This window comes from Pseudomonas sp. CFII64, assembly GCF_000416235.1.
Lineage (GTDB): Bacteria > Pseudomonadota > Gammaproteobacteria > Pseudomonadales > Pseudomonadaceae > Aquipseudomonas.
On the sequence record NZ_ATLO01000035.1, the window covers coordinates 1 to 15,112 of the forward strand.

The window sequence follows — 15,112 nt, forward strand, 5'->3', positions numbered from 1 at the left end:
AGGCACTGCAGCAATGCGCTGTGCCAGTCGGTTTGTTGCACGCCCCATTCGCGTTGCAGTTTGCTGCAATCGAGCCGCGAGTTGAGCGGGCGCGGGGCGGGGGTTGGGTAGGCGGAGGACGGAATAGGGTGCAGCGTGGCGCATTTCTTGCCGCTGTTGATCAATTGCTGACCAATCGCCTCGGCAAAACCAAACCACGAGGTCTCGCCACTGGCGGTCAGGTGATAAGTGCCCCAGGCCCCAGGGTCGCCACTGCGCCAGCGGTCGATCAACTGTCGTGTGCTCTGGGCGATGGTGCCCGCCCAGGTCGGCGCGCCGATCTGATCGTCGACGACGTTCAATTTGTCCCGCTCCTGCAACAAGCGCTGCATGGTCAGCAGAAAGTTGCGTCCGACGGCGGAGTACACCCAGCTGGTGCGCAAAATCAGATACTGCCCGCCGATGACACTGATCGCCTGTTCGCCGGTCCATTTGCTGGCGCCGTAGATGCTCAGCGGATTGATTTCGTCGTCTTCGGTGTAAGGCGATTGCTTGCTGCCATCGAACACGTAATCGGTGGAGTAATGAATCAGCGGGATGCCCAGCTCTTCGGCCTGCTGGGCAAACACACCCGCTGACATCGCGTTGATCTGAAACGCCGCCGTCGCATCGGTTTCGGCCTGATCCACTGCGGTGTAGGCGGCCGCATTGATGATCAGGTCCGGTTGCACGGCCTGCACTCGATCAATCACCGCCAACGGATAATTCAGATCCAGCTGGTCACGGCCCAGCACCACCAGTTCGCCCAGGTCCGCCAGGCTTTTCTGCAAGGCTTGAGAGACTTGGCCGTGCTGGCCGGAAATCAGGATTCTCAGCGGTTTTTCGGCGCGATCGTTCATGGGAAAAGATCAGCCTCCTTCAGGTATTTTGCGTTCTGGTCCTTGGCCGACATTTGCGGCTGCTTGCCATCGAGCTCCCAGTCGATACCAAGGTCCGGGTCATCCCAGCGGATGCAGCGCTCTGCGGCCGGGGTGTAGTAATCGGTGGTCTTGTACAGAAATTCCGCGTAGTCGCTGAGCACCACGAAACCATGGGCAAAACCCGGCGGCACCCACAACTGGCGGAAATTCTCGGCGGACAGCTTCACGCCGACCCACTTGCCAAAGGTCGGCGAACTGCGGCGGATGTCCACCGCGATGTCCAGCACTTCCCCCGCAGTCACGCGCACCAGTTTTCCCTGGGCATGTTCGATCTGGTAATGCAGGCCGCGCAGTACGCCCTTGGCCGAGCGTGAGTGGTTGTCCTGCACGAAGCGGGTGTCCAGGCCGGTGGCATCCGCGAAGGCCTTGGCGTTGAAGCTTTCATAGAAGAAACCTCGTTCATCACCGAACACACGAGGCTCGATGATGATGACTTCAGGCACTTCACAGGCAATCACATTCACTGATTTTCCCCCGCAAGCTTGAACAGGTATTGGCCGTAACCGGTCTTGCCGAAATAGTCGGCGCGCTGAAGCAAGTGCTCGCGATCGATCCAGCCGTTCTGGTAGGCGATTTCTTCAAGGCAGGCGACTTTCAGGCCTTGGCGATGTTCGATAGTCTGCACGTATTGCGACGCATCGAGCAGGCTGTCGTGGGTGCCGGTGTCGAGCCAGGCGAAACCGCGCCCGAAACGTTCGACCCGCAGGTCGCCGCGTTCCAGATACGCATTGTTCACATCTGTGATTTCCAGCTCGCCGCGTGGCGATGGCTTGACGTTCTTGGCGATCTGGATCACTTCGTTGTCGTAGAAATACAGGCCGGTCACCGCATAGCTCGACTTCGGATGCTTGGGTTTTTCTTCGATGGACAGCGCGCGGCCCTCGTCGTCGAAGTCGATCACGCCAAAGCGCTCCGGGTCTTTGACCCAATAGCCGAACACCGTCGCGCCTTCGGTATGGGCGGCGGCTTTCTGCAACTGCTCGCTGAAGTGCTGGCCGTGAAAGATGTTGTCGCCCAGGATCAGGCACACCGAGTCGTCGCCAATGAATTCTTCGCCGATCAGAAACGCCTGGGCCAGGCCATCGGGCCTGGGCTGCTCGGCATAGTGAAAATTGACCCCGAACTGGCTGCCGTCGCCCAGTAGATTGCGGTACTGCGGCAAATCCTGAGGCGTGGAGATGATCAGGATTTCGCGAATGCCGGTCAGCATCAGCACCGAGATCGGGTAATAAATCATCGGTTTGTCGTAAATGGGCAACAGCTGCTTGGAGACGCCCAGAGTGATGGGGTGCAGGCGTGTGCCCGACCCGCCTGCCAGAACGATTCCCTTGGTCATGCGATCAGATCCTTATGGTGGGTGAAGCCCAGTCGTTGGCCCTGATAGCTGCCGTCCTGCACTCTGCGGCACCATTCCAGGTTGTCGAGATACCATTGCACGGTTTTGCGTAAGCCTGATTCGAAGGTTTCCTCCGGCGTCCAGCCCAGTTCACGTTCGATCTTGCCGGCATCGATGGCGTAGCGCAGATCGTGGCCCGGACGATCCACCACGTAGGTGATCAGGTCGGCAAAATTCGTCACGCCAGCGGGATGCTCTGGCGCCAGCTCTTCAAGCAGCGCGCAAATGCTGCGCACCACGTCGATATTCTTTTGCTCGTTGTGGCCGCCAATGTTGTAGGTCTCGCCCACCACGCCTTCGGTCACGACCTTGAGCAGCGCCCTTGCGTGATCCTCGACAAACAGCCAGTCGCGCACTTGCAGGCCGTTGCCATACACCGGCAGCGGCTTGCCCGCGAGGGCGTTGAGAATCACCAACGGGATCAGCTTCTCGGGGAAGTGGAACGGGCCGTAGTTGTTCGAACAATTGGTGACTACCACCGGCAAGCCGTAAGTGCGATGCCAGGCGCGAACCAGATGATCGGACGCGGCCTTGCTGGCCGAATAGGGCGAGCTGGGCGCATAGGGCGTGGTTTCGGTGAACAGGTCATCGACGCCGTGCAGGTCGCCGTACACCTCGTCGGTGGAAATGTGATGGAAACGAAACGCGGCGCGCTCGGCTTCCGGCAGTTTCAGCCAATAACCGCGCACGGCTTCCAGCAGGCTGTAGGTGCCGACGATGTTGGTCTGAATGAATTCCGCCGGGCCGTCGATGGAGCGGTCGACATGGGATTCAGCGGCAAGGTGCATGATGGCGTGCGGCGCAAAGCGCTCAAGCACGGCACTGACCTGGGCTTGATCGCAGATGTCGGCCTGCACGAACTCATAGCGGGTATTGGTCGCAATGCTGGCCAGCGATTCGAGATTGCCGGCGTAGGTCAATTTGTCGAAATTAAGCACATCGTGTTCGGTGTTCTGGATCAGATGACGGATCAGCGCCGAGCCGATGAAGCCCGCACCGCCAGTTACAAGTATTCGCATGAGCTGGCCTTCTTCCTTGTTGGTCGTAAGACGTATGGAGCATAGCTTGTGGGCGTGAGCAGGCCCGCGCAAGCAGCATCAAGCAAGAATGGTCGCTTGGGTCATGAAAAGATTTGATTGGCCCCCGGCACTTGCGTCATAAAACCGGCGATGGTGATTCTACGGCGTGCTTATTGGTGTCGTTAATCCGACGCAACTATAGTTGTGGATCAAAACACTCAAGTCACGCCTGATTTGCCCTCGTCGGCCGGGCCAGGCAAGCCCGTCCAGCACTATTTGAGGTTGTTCATGCCCCTTGCCACGTTGATTCGCCGTTCCAGCCTGCCATGCCCGGAAGTCACCACAGAACAAGCGTTGCAACTGCTCGATCAACATTACGGCCTGAGCGGCACGTTGAAGGAGTTGGGCAGTCAGCAGGACCGCAATTTCCTGCTCGACACCGGCAGTGGCCGCTACGTCCTGAAAATCTGCCACGGCGCGTATTCGCCTGCCGAGTTGCAGGCCCAGCACGCGGCGCTGGGGCATCTGGCGGCGCACTCGCCGGTTCGCGTGCCGGCTGTGGTCAGCAGCAAAAATGCCGCGCAGCTGCTGTCGCTGGAAATCGACGCCAAGCCCGTGCATGTGCGCCTGCTGGAATTTGTCGACGGGCAGTCCCTCAGCCACCTGGCGCATCTGCCGACTGATGTCGTAGCCGGGATTGGCGAGCTGTGCGCCCAGGTTGATCAAGCGCTGGCAGGCTTCGAACATCCGGGGCTGGAGCGCATCCTGCAATGGGATCCCCGACATGCGATGGCGCTGATCAAGCACTTGCTACCCGTGATTGAAGACGCCGACAAACGCGCCTGTATCGCCGAGGCGGCCGAGCTGGCGCAGCATCGTTTACTGCCGCTGATTGCCGCGCTGCCGTTGCAGGCCGTGCATCTGGATATCACCGAATACAACGTGGTCTGGGCGCGCGACACACAGCGACAATGGCAGTTGCAGGGTTTGATTGATTTCGGCGATCTGGTCACGACCTGGCGTGTCGCCGACCTTTCGGTCACTTGCGCCGCGTTGCTGCATCATGCGGACGGCGACCCGCTGTACATCCTGCCGGCGATTCGCGCCTATCACGCGATCAATCCCTTGCAGCGTGAAGAGTTGCAGGCGCTTTGGCCGCTGATCGTCGCACGTTCGGCGGTGTTGGTCCTCAGCAGTGAACAGCAGGCCAGGGTCGAGCCGGACAACGCGTACATTCAGGCCAATATCGCCAGCGAATGGGGGATCTTCGATCTCGCCACTTCGGTGCCGATAGCCTTGATGGAAGCGGCGATTCTCGCGGCGCTGGGCATGGCGGCGGCCAAAGCCCCGGAGCCGATTTATTTCCCGTTGCTGCCGAGCCTGATCGGTCGGGAATTTCGCCTGGTGGATCTGGGCGTGTTGAGCGAGCATTTTGTCGCTGGCAACTGGCAGCAGGATGGCATCGACGAGCAATTGTTGATGCAGGCCGCGCAAGCCTTAGGTCAGGCGTCGAGCCGTTTCGCCGAATATCGCCTGTCGCGCACCTTGATCGACAGTGCGAAGCAGCCCGAAACCTGCGCCTTGCACGTGGAGTTGAGCCTGCCGGACGCCATCCCCTTGCATGCGCCGTTCAGTGGCACTTTGCGCATGACCGCTGACGCCGCACTATTGCTGGTGGGCGAGGACATGAGCCTGCGCCTGTGGGGCGCGGCTTGCGGATTGCAGTCCGGGCAAAAGCTGGTCGCTGGAGACGAGCTTGGCCAAAGCGCCGGTTCGCTGATCCTGCAACTGTGCGGCGCGCCAAACCTGAGCCCGCCATTGTTTGCCACACCGAGCTGGGCCGATGCCTGGCGAGCGTTGTGCCCGTCGCCTTCGACGCTGCTGGGTTTCCCCTGTGATGCGCCGCCGTTGCCCGATTCGACGGGGTTGCTGGCGCGACGTGATGCCAGCTTCGCCCGCTCGCAAAAACATTATTACCAGGCACCGCCGCACATCGAGCGCGGCTGGCGCAACCATCTGATCGACATGCAGGGCCGCTCGTATCTGGACATGCTCAACAACGTCGCGGTGCTCGGCCATGGCCATCCGCGCATGGCGGCCGAAGCGAGTCGGCAATGGTCGTTGCTCAACACCAATTCGCGCTTTCATTACGCGGCCATCGCCGAATTCTCCGAGCAGCTGCTGGCGCTGGCGCCACAAGGCATGGATCGGGTGTTTCTGGTCAACAGCGGCACCGAAGCCTGCGACCTGGCGATTCGTCTGGCCTGGGCGTTCAGTGGCGGGCGCGACATGCTCTGCGTGCTGGAGGCCTATCACGGCTGGTCAGTGGCGGCGGACGCGGTTTCGACGTCCATCGCCGATAACCCTCAAGCCTTGAGCACCCGGCCGGACTGGGTGCATCCCGTCACGGCGCCGAACAGCTATCGCGGCGAATTTCGCGGCCCGGACAGCGCGCCGCAGTACGTGCGCAGCGTCGAACAGGTTTTGCAGCAGTTGGCTGCGCAACAGCGGCAAGTGGCGGGTTTTATCTGCGAACCGGTTTACGGCAACGCCGGCGGGATTTCCTTGCCGCCGGGTTACTTGCAACAGGTTTACCAGAAAGTCCGGGCGCAGGGCGGCGTGTGCATCGCCGATGAAGTGCAGGTCGGTTATGGCCGCTTGGGCCGTTACTTCTGGGGTTTCGAAGAGCAGGGCGTGGTGCCGGACATCATCACCATGGCCAAAGGCATGGGTAACGGCCAGCCGCTGGGCGCAGTGATCACCCGCCGGGAAATCGCCGAAGCGCTGGAAGCCGAGGGCTATTTCTTCTCGTCAGCCGGAGGAAGCCCGGTCAGCTGTCGCATCGGCATGGCCGTGCTCGATGTGATGAAAGAGGAAAAGCTGTGGGAAAACGCTGAAATTGTCGGCGGACATTTCAAGGCACGACTGGAAGCGCTGATCGACCAGCATCCCTTGGTGGGCGCGGTCCACGGCATGGGTTTCTATCTGGGCGTCGAGCTGGTGCGTGATCGCCAGAGCCTGGAACCGGCCAGCGAAGAAACCGCCTATTTGTGCGAGCGCCTGCGGGAGCTGGGCATCTTCATGCAGCCCACCGGCGACTACCTGAACATCCTGAAAATCAAACCGCCCATGGTCACCACCCGGCAGAGTGTGGATTTCTTTGTCGATATGGTGTCCAAGGTGCTGGCAGAGCTGGAATAAACCCGTTTGAGCGAGGCTTGCTGTAGGACTGGCTTTAGCCGGGAGGGCAATTGACGCTCTCGCGACTAAAGTCGCTCCTACGGTCGCTCCTACGGCTACTTCGCGAGCAAGCTCGCTCCCACAGGTTGGTGGTTTATTCAGATTAATATCGGGATAGTTTGCCGATTTTGTCTTTTAAATTTAGTGCTAATGCTTTAATTGCCGATTTTTATCGTCTATAAAGGCGTCCAGATTGTCATGGCACGCCTGCTATGGTGAGAAGCCCTTTGTACGACGGTTCGCTGGAGTTCTGAATGATGACCACGCTCAATAGCACGCCGCGCGCCGACGGCTTTTACATGCCGGCCGAATGGGCGCCGCAAACCCAGACCTGGATGGTATGGCCGGAGCGGCCGGACAACTGGCGTCTGGGCGGCAAACCGGTGCAGACCGCGCACGTCGCGGTGGCCAAAGCCATCGCGCGTTTCGAGCCGGTGACGGTCGCCGTTTCCGCCGCGCAATACGACAACGCCCGCGCGCGCCTCGATGTGCCAAACATCCGTGTGGTGGAAATCAGCAGTGACGACGCCTGGGTGCGCGACACCGGCCCGACCTTCGTCATCAATGATCACGGCCAGGTGCGTGGCGTGGACTGGGATTTCAACGCCTGGGGCGGTTTCGATGGCGGGTTGTATTCGCCCTGGAACCTGGATTCCCAACTGGCGAGCAAGGTTCTGGAAATCGAGCGCTGCCCGCGTTACCAGACCAAGGGTTTCGTGCTCGAAGGCGGCTCGATCCATGTCGATGGCGAGGGCACGCTGATCACCACCGAAGAGTGCCTGCTCAACCGCAATCGCAATCCGCACCTGTCCCGCGCAGAGATTGAAACCGTGCTCAGCCACAACCTGGCGGTCGACAAGATCATCTGGTTGCCGGACGGCCTGTTCAACGACGAAACGGATGGACACGTCGATAACTTCTGCTGCTACGTGCGCCCCGGCGAAGTGCTACTGGCCTGGACGGATGATCCCGAAGACCCCAACTATTCCCGCTGCCACGCGGCATTGAGTATTTTGGAAAACAATCGGGACGCCAAGGGCCGGGCATTCATCGTGCACAAAATGCCGATTCCCGGCCCATTGTTCGCCACGCACGAAGAATGCGCAGGCGTTGATCAGGTGCATGGCAGCCAGGAACGCAACCCATCGGTGCGCCTGGCCGGTTCCTATGTGAATTTCCTGATCGTGAACGGCGGGATTATCGCCCCCAGTTTCGACGATCCACTGGACGAAACAGCGCGAAAAATCCTGCAAACGCTGTTCCCCGAGCATGAAGTGGTGATGGTTCCAGGCCGCGAATTACTGCTGGGCGGCGGCAATATTCACTGCCTGACTCAGCAGCAACCGGCCCCGCACCGGGTCTGAATTGTAGGACGATATTTCCTTTCGGACACACAGTTGGTCCCGATCTTGCTCTCACTAACCCATCACCCGATGGGTTTTTTTATGGGTCGCGGTTTACTGGTCTATGCTTTCGGATAGATCTGTAACGAAGTGTTTAATCGTTCGCCGCGTCTCTCGTCTGTCATATAGCGCCCGTACATTTAGCCCCTCACGACTTACAGAGGTTGTCCCTATGAACGCAGCTCTAGAGCACCATGCTCACGGTTTGTCTGCTAGTAGCGAAGCCCGCCAAATGATGGCGGATTGGTTAAGGGCGACAAACATCCGAGTACCTCAACGACCGGATGTACGCAAAATGCTTCTGCAGCGTTACCCGGCCGGGTTGCTGGAAGAGGCGGAACTGGAAGCACTGATCAGCGTGCATCGAGACTCCAGCAGGCCGTGCTAGAGCGGTCGAATGTTTCAAAGGTGTTACATGCAAATTGACACCTTTCAAGCCTGCGTCTAGGATTTGCGTCCTCCGCCCGTGGCCTAATGCCATGCATCAGTAGTCCACTGCGATGATTGCGCCGGCTTTTCGGAAGCTGTTTTTCGGAAGGCCAAACGACTGAACAAGTCGTCGCCACGGCGCGTGATCAATCCGCAGAAAGGGAATTACCGATGCTCACTACACGTATCAGCTTGCTCGCACTGAGCCTGATCAGTGCTGGACAGGTCATGGCTGACGGCCAGGCCGACTCGAAGGGATTTGTTGAGGACAGCAGCCTCAATCTGTTCCTGCGCAACGCGTACATCAATCGCGATTACAAGAATGGCCGCGAAGACAAGGCCGAATGGGGCCAAGGCTTCACCGCCAACTTCGCCTCGGGTTTCACTCAGGGCACGGTCGGCGTGGGCGTCGATGCGTTCGCGCTGTACGGTTTGCGTCTGGATGGCGGCAAGGGTCGCAGCGGCGCGGGCGGTATCGATTTCTTCAAGCAGGGCGACAGCGGCGCAGCGGCGGATGACCTGTCGCGTTTCGGCGGCGCAGTCAAAGCACGCATCTCCAATACCGTGATCAAGTACGGCGACCAGATGCCTGAGTTCCCGGTGCTGAGTTACGACAACTCGCGTCTGCTGCCGGAAAGCTACACCGGCACGTTGATCACTTCCAAAGAGATCGATGGCCTGGTCGTCAACGTGGGTCGCTTCACCCAGCAGACGCGTAAAAGTGCCGAAGGTCGCGACAGCGGCGATCTGAAAAGCATCAATGTCTACGGGGCCAGCTACAAATTCACCGACGCGTTCAGCGCCGCGTTCTACGCCTCCGACGACGAAGACACGCTGAAAAAGCAGTACCTGAACCTGAACTACGTGTTCGCCCTGCAGCCAGACCAGTCGCTGACCTTTGACTTCAACGGCTACAAGACTGAACTGGACAAGGAAATCGCCGACAGCGGCGAGCGCGACAACAAGATCTGGAGCCTGGCGGCGACCTGGGCAGTGGGCATCCACTCGTTCACCATTGCCCACCAGCGCAGCACCGGCGACACCGGCTACAACTACGGCGGTTATCGCAATGCTGGCGGATTTGGTGACGGCGGCAACACTATCTACCTGGCGAACTCGTACTGGTCCGACTTCAACGGCAAGGACGAGCGTTCCTGGCAGGCGGGTTACGGCGTGAACCTGTCGACCGTGGTTACTCCGGGCCTGAGCTATAAAGTGGCTTACGTGCGCGGCGACAACATTGATGACGGCACCAATCGCGGCAGCGGCGAAGAACGCGAAATCTTCAGCCAACTGACATACGTGGTGCAGAGCGGCCCGGCGAAAGATTTGTCCGTACGCCTGCGCAACTCGTTCCTGCGCGTGTCCGACAACGCCAGCAACTACAACAGCGAAGGCAACGAAACGCGGATCTTCGTGGATTACCCGATCAACGTGTTCTGATTGTCAGCACACCACTCGTACAGTCTGCGTAGGCCCGGCTTTAGCCGGGAGGACGCCGGTACATTCTCGGCGGATGCGTCATCAGACCTTCCGCCCTCCCGGCTGAAGCCGGTCCTACAGTTCTGTGTGCTGGCTGCGCTACCATGTGCCATCCCAGCACCTGATCCCGGTCGCCCCATGGCCCTCGCAACGCCTCCCGATCTTTCCGATATTGCCGTGCCCGTGCAACCGCTGGCGCGTACCTATCCGCGTGGGCGGTATATCGAGCCGCACGAGCATGTCTGGGGTCAGGTGTTGTACGCCACCTCCGGCGTGATGTGGGTTGAAACGCCGCTGGAAGCGTTGGTGGTTCCGCCGCAACGAGCCGTCTGGTTGCCGCCCGGCGTGGTGCATGGCATTCGCGTTGTCACCGACCTGGAAATGCGCAATATCTACCTGCGCCCGGCCATTGCCGAAACCCTCGAAAAAACCGTGCAGGTTTTCGAAGTCGGTCGTTTGCTGCGGGAATTGATCCTCGGCCTTGTCGCCCAGGATCACGAGCAAGCGTCGGAGTATTACGACGCATTGGTCGGACTGGCGCTGCTGGAACTCAAGCGCGCCAAACGGTCGATCCTGAAAATTCCCATGCCCGACCAATCCGACCGTCGCCTGATGAACCTGTGTCAGGCGGTCATGAGCGAGCCGTCGCTGGCGATTGCCTTCGAGCAACACGCGGAAAACGCCGGAGCCAGCGTGCGCACGCTGGCCCGACTGTTTCAAAGTGCGCTGGGCATGGGCTTCGCCGAGTGGCGGCGCCAAGTGCAACTGGCCACCGCCGTGGCGGAAATCATCCAGGGCGTCCCCGTCAGCACCATCGCCCGCTCGCTGGGCTATTCGCCCAGCAGCTTCAGCGACATGTTCCGCCGGGAACTGGGCGTGGCGCCTTCGAAGTACCCGCTTATATGAAATCCGTAGGACCGGCTTTAGCCGGGAGGAGGTCAGTCCATTCGCAGCAGATGCCTCGTCGGACCTTCCGCTCTCGCGCTCTCGCGCTTTCCCGCTCTCGCGGCTAAAGCCGCTCCTACGAGGTTTTGGCCGATATTCCGAAGTCCTTGGCCGATAGCTTTTCCCTGCCGCTCGTAAACTTTGCGCATTCCAGTTTGCCCGGAGTTCACCATGAGCTATCTCATTTCCATCGTTATTGGCATCGCCGTCGGCCTGCTCTACGGCGCGCTTGATTTCCGTTCGCCTGCGCCGCCCGCCGTGGCGCTGGTGGGTCTGACCGGCATGTTGCTGGGCGAAAAACTTTGGCCCATGGGCAAGCAGTTGCTTGCCAGCTGGGTGTCCTGATTTCTCGAATCGCGCCGCAACAACTTCACGAGAGGCCTTCCATGAAAGCACTGCAATTTTCCCGAACCGGCGACCTCGCCGCACTGCAATACGTCGATCTGCCCAAGCCGGTTGCCGGCCCGGATGAAGTGCTGATCCAGGTGAAGGCCGCGGGCCTGAATCCCAGCGACGTCAAAAACGTGTTGGGTCGTTTTCCGTACACCACTCTGCCGCGCGTACCGGGGCGTGATTTTGCCGGAATCGTGGTGCAAGGCCCGCAGGCGTTGCTCGGCCAGGAAGTCTGGGGCACTGGCAAAGAGCCGGGCTTCTTTCGGGACGGCTCCCATGCTGAGTTCCTCACCTTGCCGGCCAAGGGCGTGGCCCTCAAACCCAAACATTTGAGCTTTAGCCAGGCCGCCAGCCTTGGCGTGCCTTACACCACCGCATGGGATGCGTTGCAACGCAGCCTGGTCGGCGCCGATACGCGTTTGCTGGTGATCGGTGCCAATGGCGCGGTCGGCAGTGCCGCTCTGGCGCTGGGCAAGATCCTGGGCGCCCAAGTCCTCGGCGCGGTACGTCGCCCGGAACAGCTCAAGGCGTTACAGGAGCAGGGCTTCGACGCCATTTTGCTGGACGCGGCTGAGGAACTGGCCGGGCAAGTCAGCGGGATTTTCAAAGGCGGCGCCGACGTCATCTTCGACACCACCGGCTTCTGGCTGCCCGGCGCAGTGAGTGCGCTGGCGCCATTCGGCCGCATCGCCATCATTGCCGCGCCGGTCGACGGCCACGTGCAATTGCCCGCGCTGGCGTTGTATCGCAGAGGCGGCTCGGTGGTGGGTATCAACTCGTTGCTGTACGACTGCCAGGCCTGCGCGAAGATGCTTGACCAGTTTGGCCGATTCTTCGACGAAGGCAGCTTGCCGCTGCCCACCGGCCTGTTCGAATCACCGCTCAGCGAAGGCCTGGCACGCTACGCCGAGGTCAACCAGGGCGCAGGGGAGAAGGTGATTCTGGTGCCGTGAGGCCCGCTTTACCGATTAAACCGCTCAACCAACGCACGCAGCCCGCGTGACGCCGCTTCAAGTTCAGCGCCGCGCGACACGGCGGCGCTGGCGTTGCTGGCGGATCGCTCGAAGGTCTCGGCCACGTTATTGATCTGCCGGGAAATGTCCTCGGCCACGTGGGCCTGTTCTTCCGAAGCGGTCGCCATTTGATGACCCATGCTGCTGATCCGGCCAATCACTTCGCGAATACCTTGCAGCGCGTCCTGCGCCTCGATCACCTGGGCAACACCTTTGTCAGCCTCGCTGATACCCAGCTGCGCAATGCTCACCGCGTCGTCGGCACCCTTTTTCAACGATGCGATAACCGCCTGAATTTGCTGGGTCGACTCACGCGTCTTGCCTGCCAACGCGCGGACTTCATCGGCAACCACCGCAAAACCACGGCCTTGTTCGCCGGCCCGGGCAGCTTCGATGGCGGCGTTGAGCGCGAGCAGGTTGGTCTGATCGGCAATCGCTTGAATGACGCCGGCCGCCGACATGATTTGCTGGGTTTCATTGGCCAGGTTATCGACGGCGCTGCTGATATTGGTCACCGTGCCCGCCAGCCGCTGGATCGCCTCGCGGGAAGTACCGGCCACTCGGTTGCCTTGCTCGGCCAGTTCATTGGCCGTGCTGGCTTCGGATGCGGTGTGCTGCACATGCCGGGCGACTTCGTTGATCGAGGCCGCCATTTCAGTCATGGCCGCTGCGGTCATGTCTGTTTCGGCACGTTGTTCCAGCAGCGCGCGTTCGGTTTGCGAGGAGAGCTGAGTGGAATGGCCCGCCGCTTCGGAAACCTGACTGGCCAGATCGCTCAGGCGGGTCAACGCGGTTTTGAGGCGCGCGTCCTCGCTGAGCAGAATCATTTCCACCCGCGCCTGAGAGCCATAAGCGTCGCTGTAAGTCAGCGCGCTCACCGGATCGGTGAATGCATTGGGCGCGCTGTTGATGATGCCGGACAACTGACGTTCGCCGCGCAGATAAGCCCACGCGCCCAGCGCCACGAACAACCCGGCGATGACCACTTGAGCCACGATACCGGGGAAGAAATTGTTCACAGCCAGGGCGACGGCCGCAGCAACGACCGGCACCGCCATGATGCTGGCAAACACACCCAGATGACGGGCCGTCGTGACCGCGCTTTTGCCTTCGCGCAACCGCGCGTACAAGGCTTCGGCCCGGGCGATCTCTTCGCGAGTCGGCTTGACGCGCACGGACTCATAACCGATCAGCCGACCGTTCTCCAGGATCGGCGTCACGTACGCGCTGACCCAGTAGAAATCGCCGTTCTTGCAGCGATTCTTGACGATGCCCATCCAGCTTTTGCCCGCCTTCAAATAGGCCCACATCACGCCGAAAACATCCTTGGGCATGTCCGGGTGGCGAACCAGGTTGTGCGGGCTGCCGATGATTTCAGCCTGGGAATAACCACTGATTCTCGCGAACTCATCGTTGCAGTACGTGATTTTGCCGGTGGTATCAGTCGCTGAAATCAAACGTTGTTCGGCGGGAAAGGTTTGCTCGGTTTGCGTCACATGCTTGGCCATCGTCAACGTCCATATAGAGGTACTTGAAAAAACCTCACTGACAGTGAGATCCGGCCAACAGTGGCTGAGTATAGGTAGCGCCTGAGCGTTATCAAATTTCCAGCCACTCTGCGCCGGTTTCACCCAGCGCATGGGAAAGCTCTATCGGCCTGATTCCGTGGTTCTCCAGTCCGGATGATGAACGGGAGATCTGTTCTGGATTGCCATTGGGCGCAGCTGAGGTGTTCAGGTGTAACGGCCACACCATCAATGTCCCCAAAATAGAAACAATGAATCCGAATTTTGGGTAATTGTCTCGATCAGGCGTCGGCAGTATCTTTGTTCCAACGCCGCAGAACACAGCCAGACGCTGAAGCGCGGCAACCGAACTCAGCTACTCAATCTAACGTTTAAAGGGAATACAACCATGTCGATCCGCGAACTGCTCAACCCAGCCAACTCTGCCCTGATCCTCATCGACCACCAGCCGCAAATGGCTTTCGGCGTCCAGTCGATTGACCGCCAGACCCTGAAGAACAACACGGTTGGCCTGGCCAAGGCCGCCAAACTGTTCAACGTGCCAACCATCCTCACCTCGGTTGAAACCAAAAGCTTCAGCGGCTACATCTGGCCAGAACTGCTCGGTGTGTTCCCGGATCAACAGCCCATCGAACGTACTTCCATGAACTCCTGGGAAGACAAGAAACTGGTCGAAGCGGTCAAAGCCACCGGCCGCAAAAAACTGATCATCGCCGCGCTGTGGACCGAAGTCTGCCTGACCTTCCCGGCGCTGGAAGCCATGGAAGAAGGCTACGAGGTGTACATCGTCACCGACGCCTCCGGCGGCACCACCAAAGAAGCCCACGACATGTCCGTGCAGCGCATGATTCAGGCGGGCGCAGTACCGGTGACCTGGCAACAAGTGCTGCTCGAATACCAACGTGACTGGGCGCACAAAGACACCTACGAAGCGGTCATGGAACTGGTCCTTGAACACAGCGGCGCATACGGCATGGGCGTCGACTACGCCTACACCATGGTCCACGGCGCGCCGCAGCGTAAGGTCGTCTGATCCACCAAACCCCTGACCGAATCGCCCCCGAACAGCCATGTTCGGGGGCGATTGCGTTGCGGTGCCAGAATAAGAACCGGTAAATGAATAGATTCCCGTAGGACCGGCTTTAGCCGGGAGGAGGCCGGTACATTCGCAGTACACGCGTCGTCAGAACTTGCGCGCTCCCGGCTAAAGCCGGTCCTACGCATCCTGTGTGCTGGCCGATACGATTCCCCAGCCATTCAATGATCCCCCGCCCGTCGTGCAACTTGTGCCAAAACCCGCAGTCATA

General features: G+C 60.0%; 12 protein-coding genes. 7 read left to right on the forward strand and 5 right to left on the reverse strand.

All coding sequences use genetic code 11. The features are described 5' to 3' along the window. From rfbD to rfbB, 4 genes are all read right to left on the reverse strand, one after another. Positions 1-878 (reverse strand): dTDP-4-dehydrorhamnose reductase (rfbD, locus tag CFII64_RS15235; RefSeq protein WP_020291689.1); only part of this gene is annotated, 878 nt, incomplete at its 3' end. Continuing rightward, the gene (gene rfbC / locus CFII64_RS15240) at positions 875-1,423 is read right to left on the reverse strand and encodes a dTDP-4-dehydrorhamnose 3,5-epimerase (RefSeq protein ID WP_020291690.1); all 549 of its coding nucleotides are present in this window, start codon (positions 1,421-1,423) and stop codon (positions 875-877) included. The genes rfbD and rfbC, both read right to left, overlap by 4 nt. After that, positions 1,420-2,295: a glucose-1-phosphate thymidylyltransferase RfbA gene (gene rfbA, locus CFII64_RS15245; RefSeq protein WP_020291691.1), complete on the reverse strand. Its 876-nt coding sequence runs from the start codon at positions 2,293-2,295 to the stop codon at positions 1,420-1,422. Before rfbA ends, rfbC begins: the two co-directional genes overlap by 4 nt. After that, positions 2,292-3,374 carry a dTDP-glucose 4,6-dehydratase gene (rfbB, locus tag CFII64_RS15250; RefSeq protein ID WP_020291692.1) on the reverse strand — a complete coding sequence of 361 codons (1,083 nt, stop codon included), beginning with the start codon at positions 3,372-3,374 and terminating at the stop codon, positions 2,292-2,294. Before rfbB ends, rfbA begins: the two co-directional genes overlap by 4 nt. Before the next feature lie 288 nt (positions 3,375-3,662). On the opposite strand from rfbB, the gene CFII64_RS15255 reads away from it, so the two are divergent. The 6 genes from CFII64_RS15255 (at position 3,663) to CFII64_RS15280 (ending at position 12,219) form a co-directional block, all read left to right on the forward strand. Continuing rightward, positions 3,663-6,575, forward strand: a complete 2,913-nt coding sequence (locus CFII64_RS15255; protein WP_020291693.1) for an aminotransferase — start codon at positions 3,663-3,665, stop codon at positions 6,573-6,575. Between the two features lie 296 nt (positions 6,576-6,871). Further along, positions 6,872-7,978, forward strand: a complete 1,107-nt coding sequence (aguA, locus tag CFII64_RS15260; RefSeq protein ID WP_020291694.1) for an agmatine deiminase — start codon at positions 6,872-6,874, stop codon at positions 7,976-7,978. Between the two features lie 639 nt (positions 7,979-8,617). Next, on the forward strand, positions 8,618-9,889 hold the full coding sequence (locus tag CFII64_RS15265; RefSeq protein ID WP_020291696.1) for an OprD family porin: 1,272 nt from the start codon (positions 8,618-8,620) through the stop codon (positions 9,887-9,889). A gap of 177 nt (positions 9,890-10,066) precedes the next feature. After that, positions 10,067-10,834, forward strand: a complete 768-nt coding sequence (locus tag CFII64_RS15270; protein ID WP_020291697.1) for a helix-turn-helix transcriptional regulator — start codon at positions 10,067-10,069, stop codon at positions 10,832-10,834. Positions 10,835-11,044: 210 nt separating this feature from the next. Continuing rightward, on the forward strand, positions 11,045-11,218 hold the full coding sequence (locus CFII64_RS29390; RefSeq protein WP_020291699.1) for a DUF1427 family protein: 174 nt from the start codon (positions 11,045-11,047) through the stop codon (positions 11,216-11,218). 41 nt (positions 11,219-11,259) lie between these two features. Further along, complete coding sequence (locus CFII64_RS15280) at positions 11,260-12,219, forward strand: zinc-binding alcohol dehydrogenase family protein (RefSeq protein WP_020291700.1); 960 nt, start codon at positions 11,260-11,262, stop codon at positions 12,217-12,219. An 8-nt stretch (positions 12,220-12,227) separates the two neighbouring features. Here the strand turns inward: CFII64_RS15280 and CFII64_RS15285 are convergent, their stop codons facing one another. Beyond that, on the reverse strand, positions 12,228-13,787 hold the full coding sequence (locus CFII64_RS15285) for a PAS domain-containing methyl-accepting chemotaxis protein (RefSeq protein ID WP_020291701.1): 1,560 nt from the start codon (positions 13,785-13,787) through the stop codon (positions 12,228-12,230). Positions 13,788-14,193: 406 nt separating this feature from the next. Here CFII64_RS15285 and CFII64_RS15290 point away from each other — a divergent pair, with 406 nt between their 5' ends. Further along, positions 14,194-14,838 carry a hydrolase gene (locus tag CFII64_RS15290; RefSeq protein ID WP_020291702.1) on the forward strand — a complete coding sequence of 215 codons (645 nt, stop codon included), beginning with the start codon at positions 14,194-14,196 and terminating at the stop codon, positions 14,836-14,838. Positions 14,839-15,112: the final 274 nt, after the last annotated feature.

Coding starts and splice junctions, on each gene's coding strand:
- rfbA (WP_020291691.1), bottom strand. CDS start 2,295: ATGACCAAGGGAATCGTTCTGGCAGGCGGGTCGGGCACACGCCTGCAC.
- rfbB (WP_020291692.1), bottom strand. CDS start 3,374: ATGCGAATACTTGTAACTGGCGGTGCGGGCTTCATCGGCTCGGCGCTG.
- CFII64_RS15255 (WP_020291693.1), top strand. CDS start 3,663: ATGCCCCTTGCCACGTTGATTCGCCGTTCCAGCCTGCCATGCCCGGAA.
- aguA (WP_020291694.1), top strand. CDS start 6,872: ATGACCACGCTCAATAGCACGCCGCGCGCCGACGGCTTTTACATGCCG.
- CFII64_RS15265 (WP_020291696.1), top strand. CDS start 8,618: ATGCTCACTACACGTATCAGCTTGCTCGCACTGAGCCTGATCAGTGCT.
- CFII64_RS15270 (WP_020291697.1), top strand. CDS start 10,067: ATGGCCCTCGCAACGCCTCCCGATCTTTCCGATATTGCCGTGCCCGTG.
- CFII64_RS29390 (WP_020291699.1), top strand. CDS start 11,045: ATGAGCTATCTCATTTCCATCGTTATTGGCATCGCCGTCGGCCTGCTC.
- CFII64_RS15280 (WP_020291700.1), top strand. CDS start 11,260: ATGAAAGCACTGCAATTTTCCCGAACCGGCGACCTCGCCGCACTGCAA.
- CFII64_RS15285 (WP_020291701.1), bottom strand. CDS start 13,787: ATGGCCAAGCATGTGACGCAAACCGAGCAAACCTTTCCCGCCGAACAA.
- CFII64_RS15290 (WP_020291702.1), top strand. CDS start 14,194: ATGTCGATCCGCGAACTGCTCAACCCAGCCAACTCTGCCCTGATCCTC.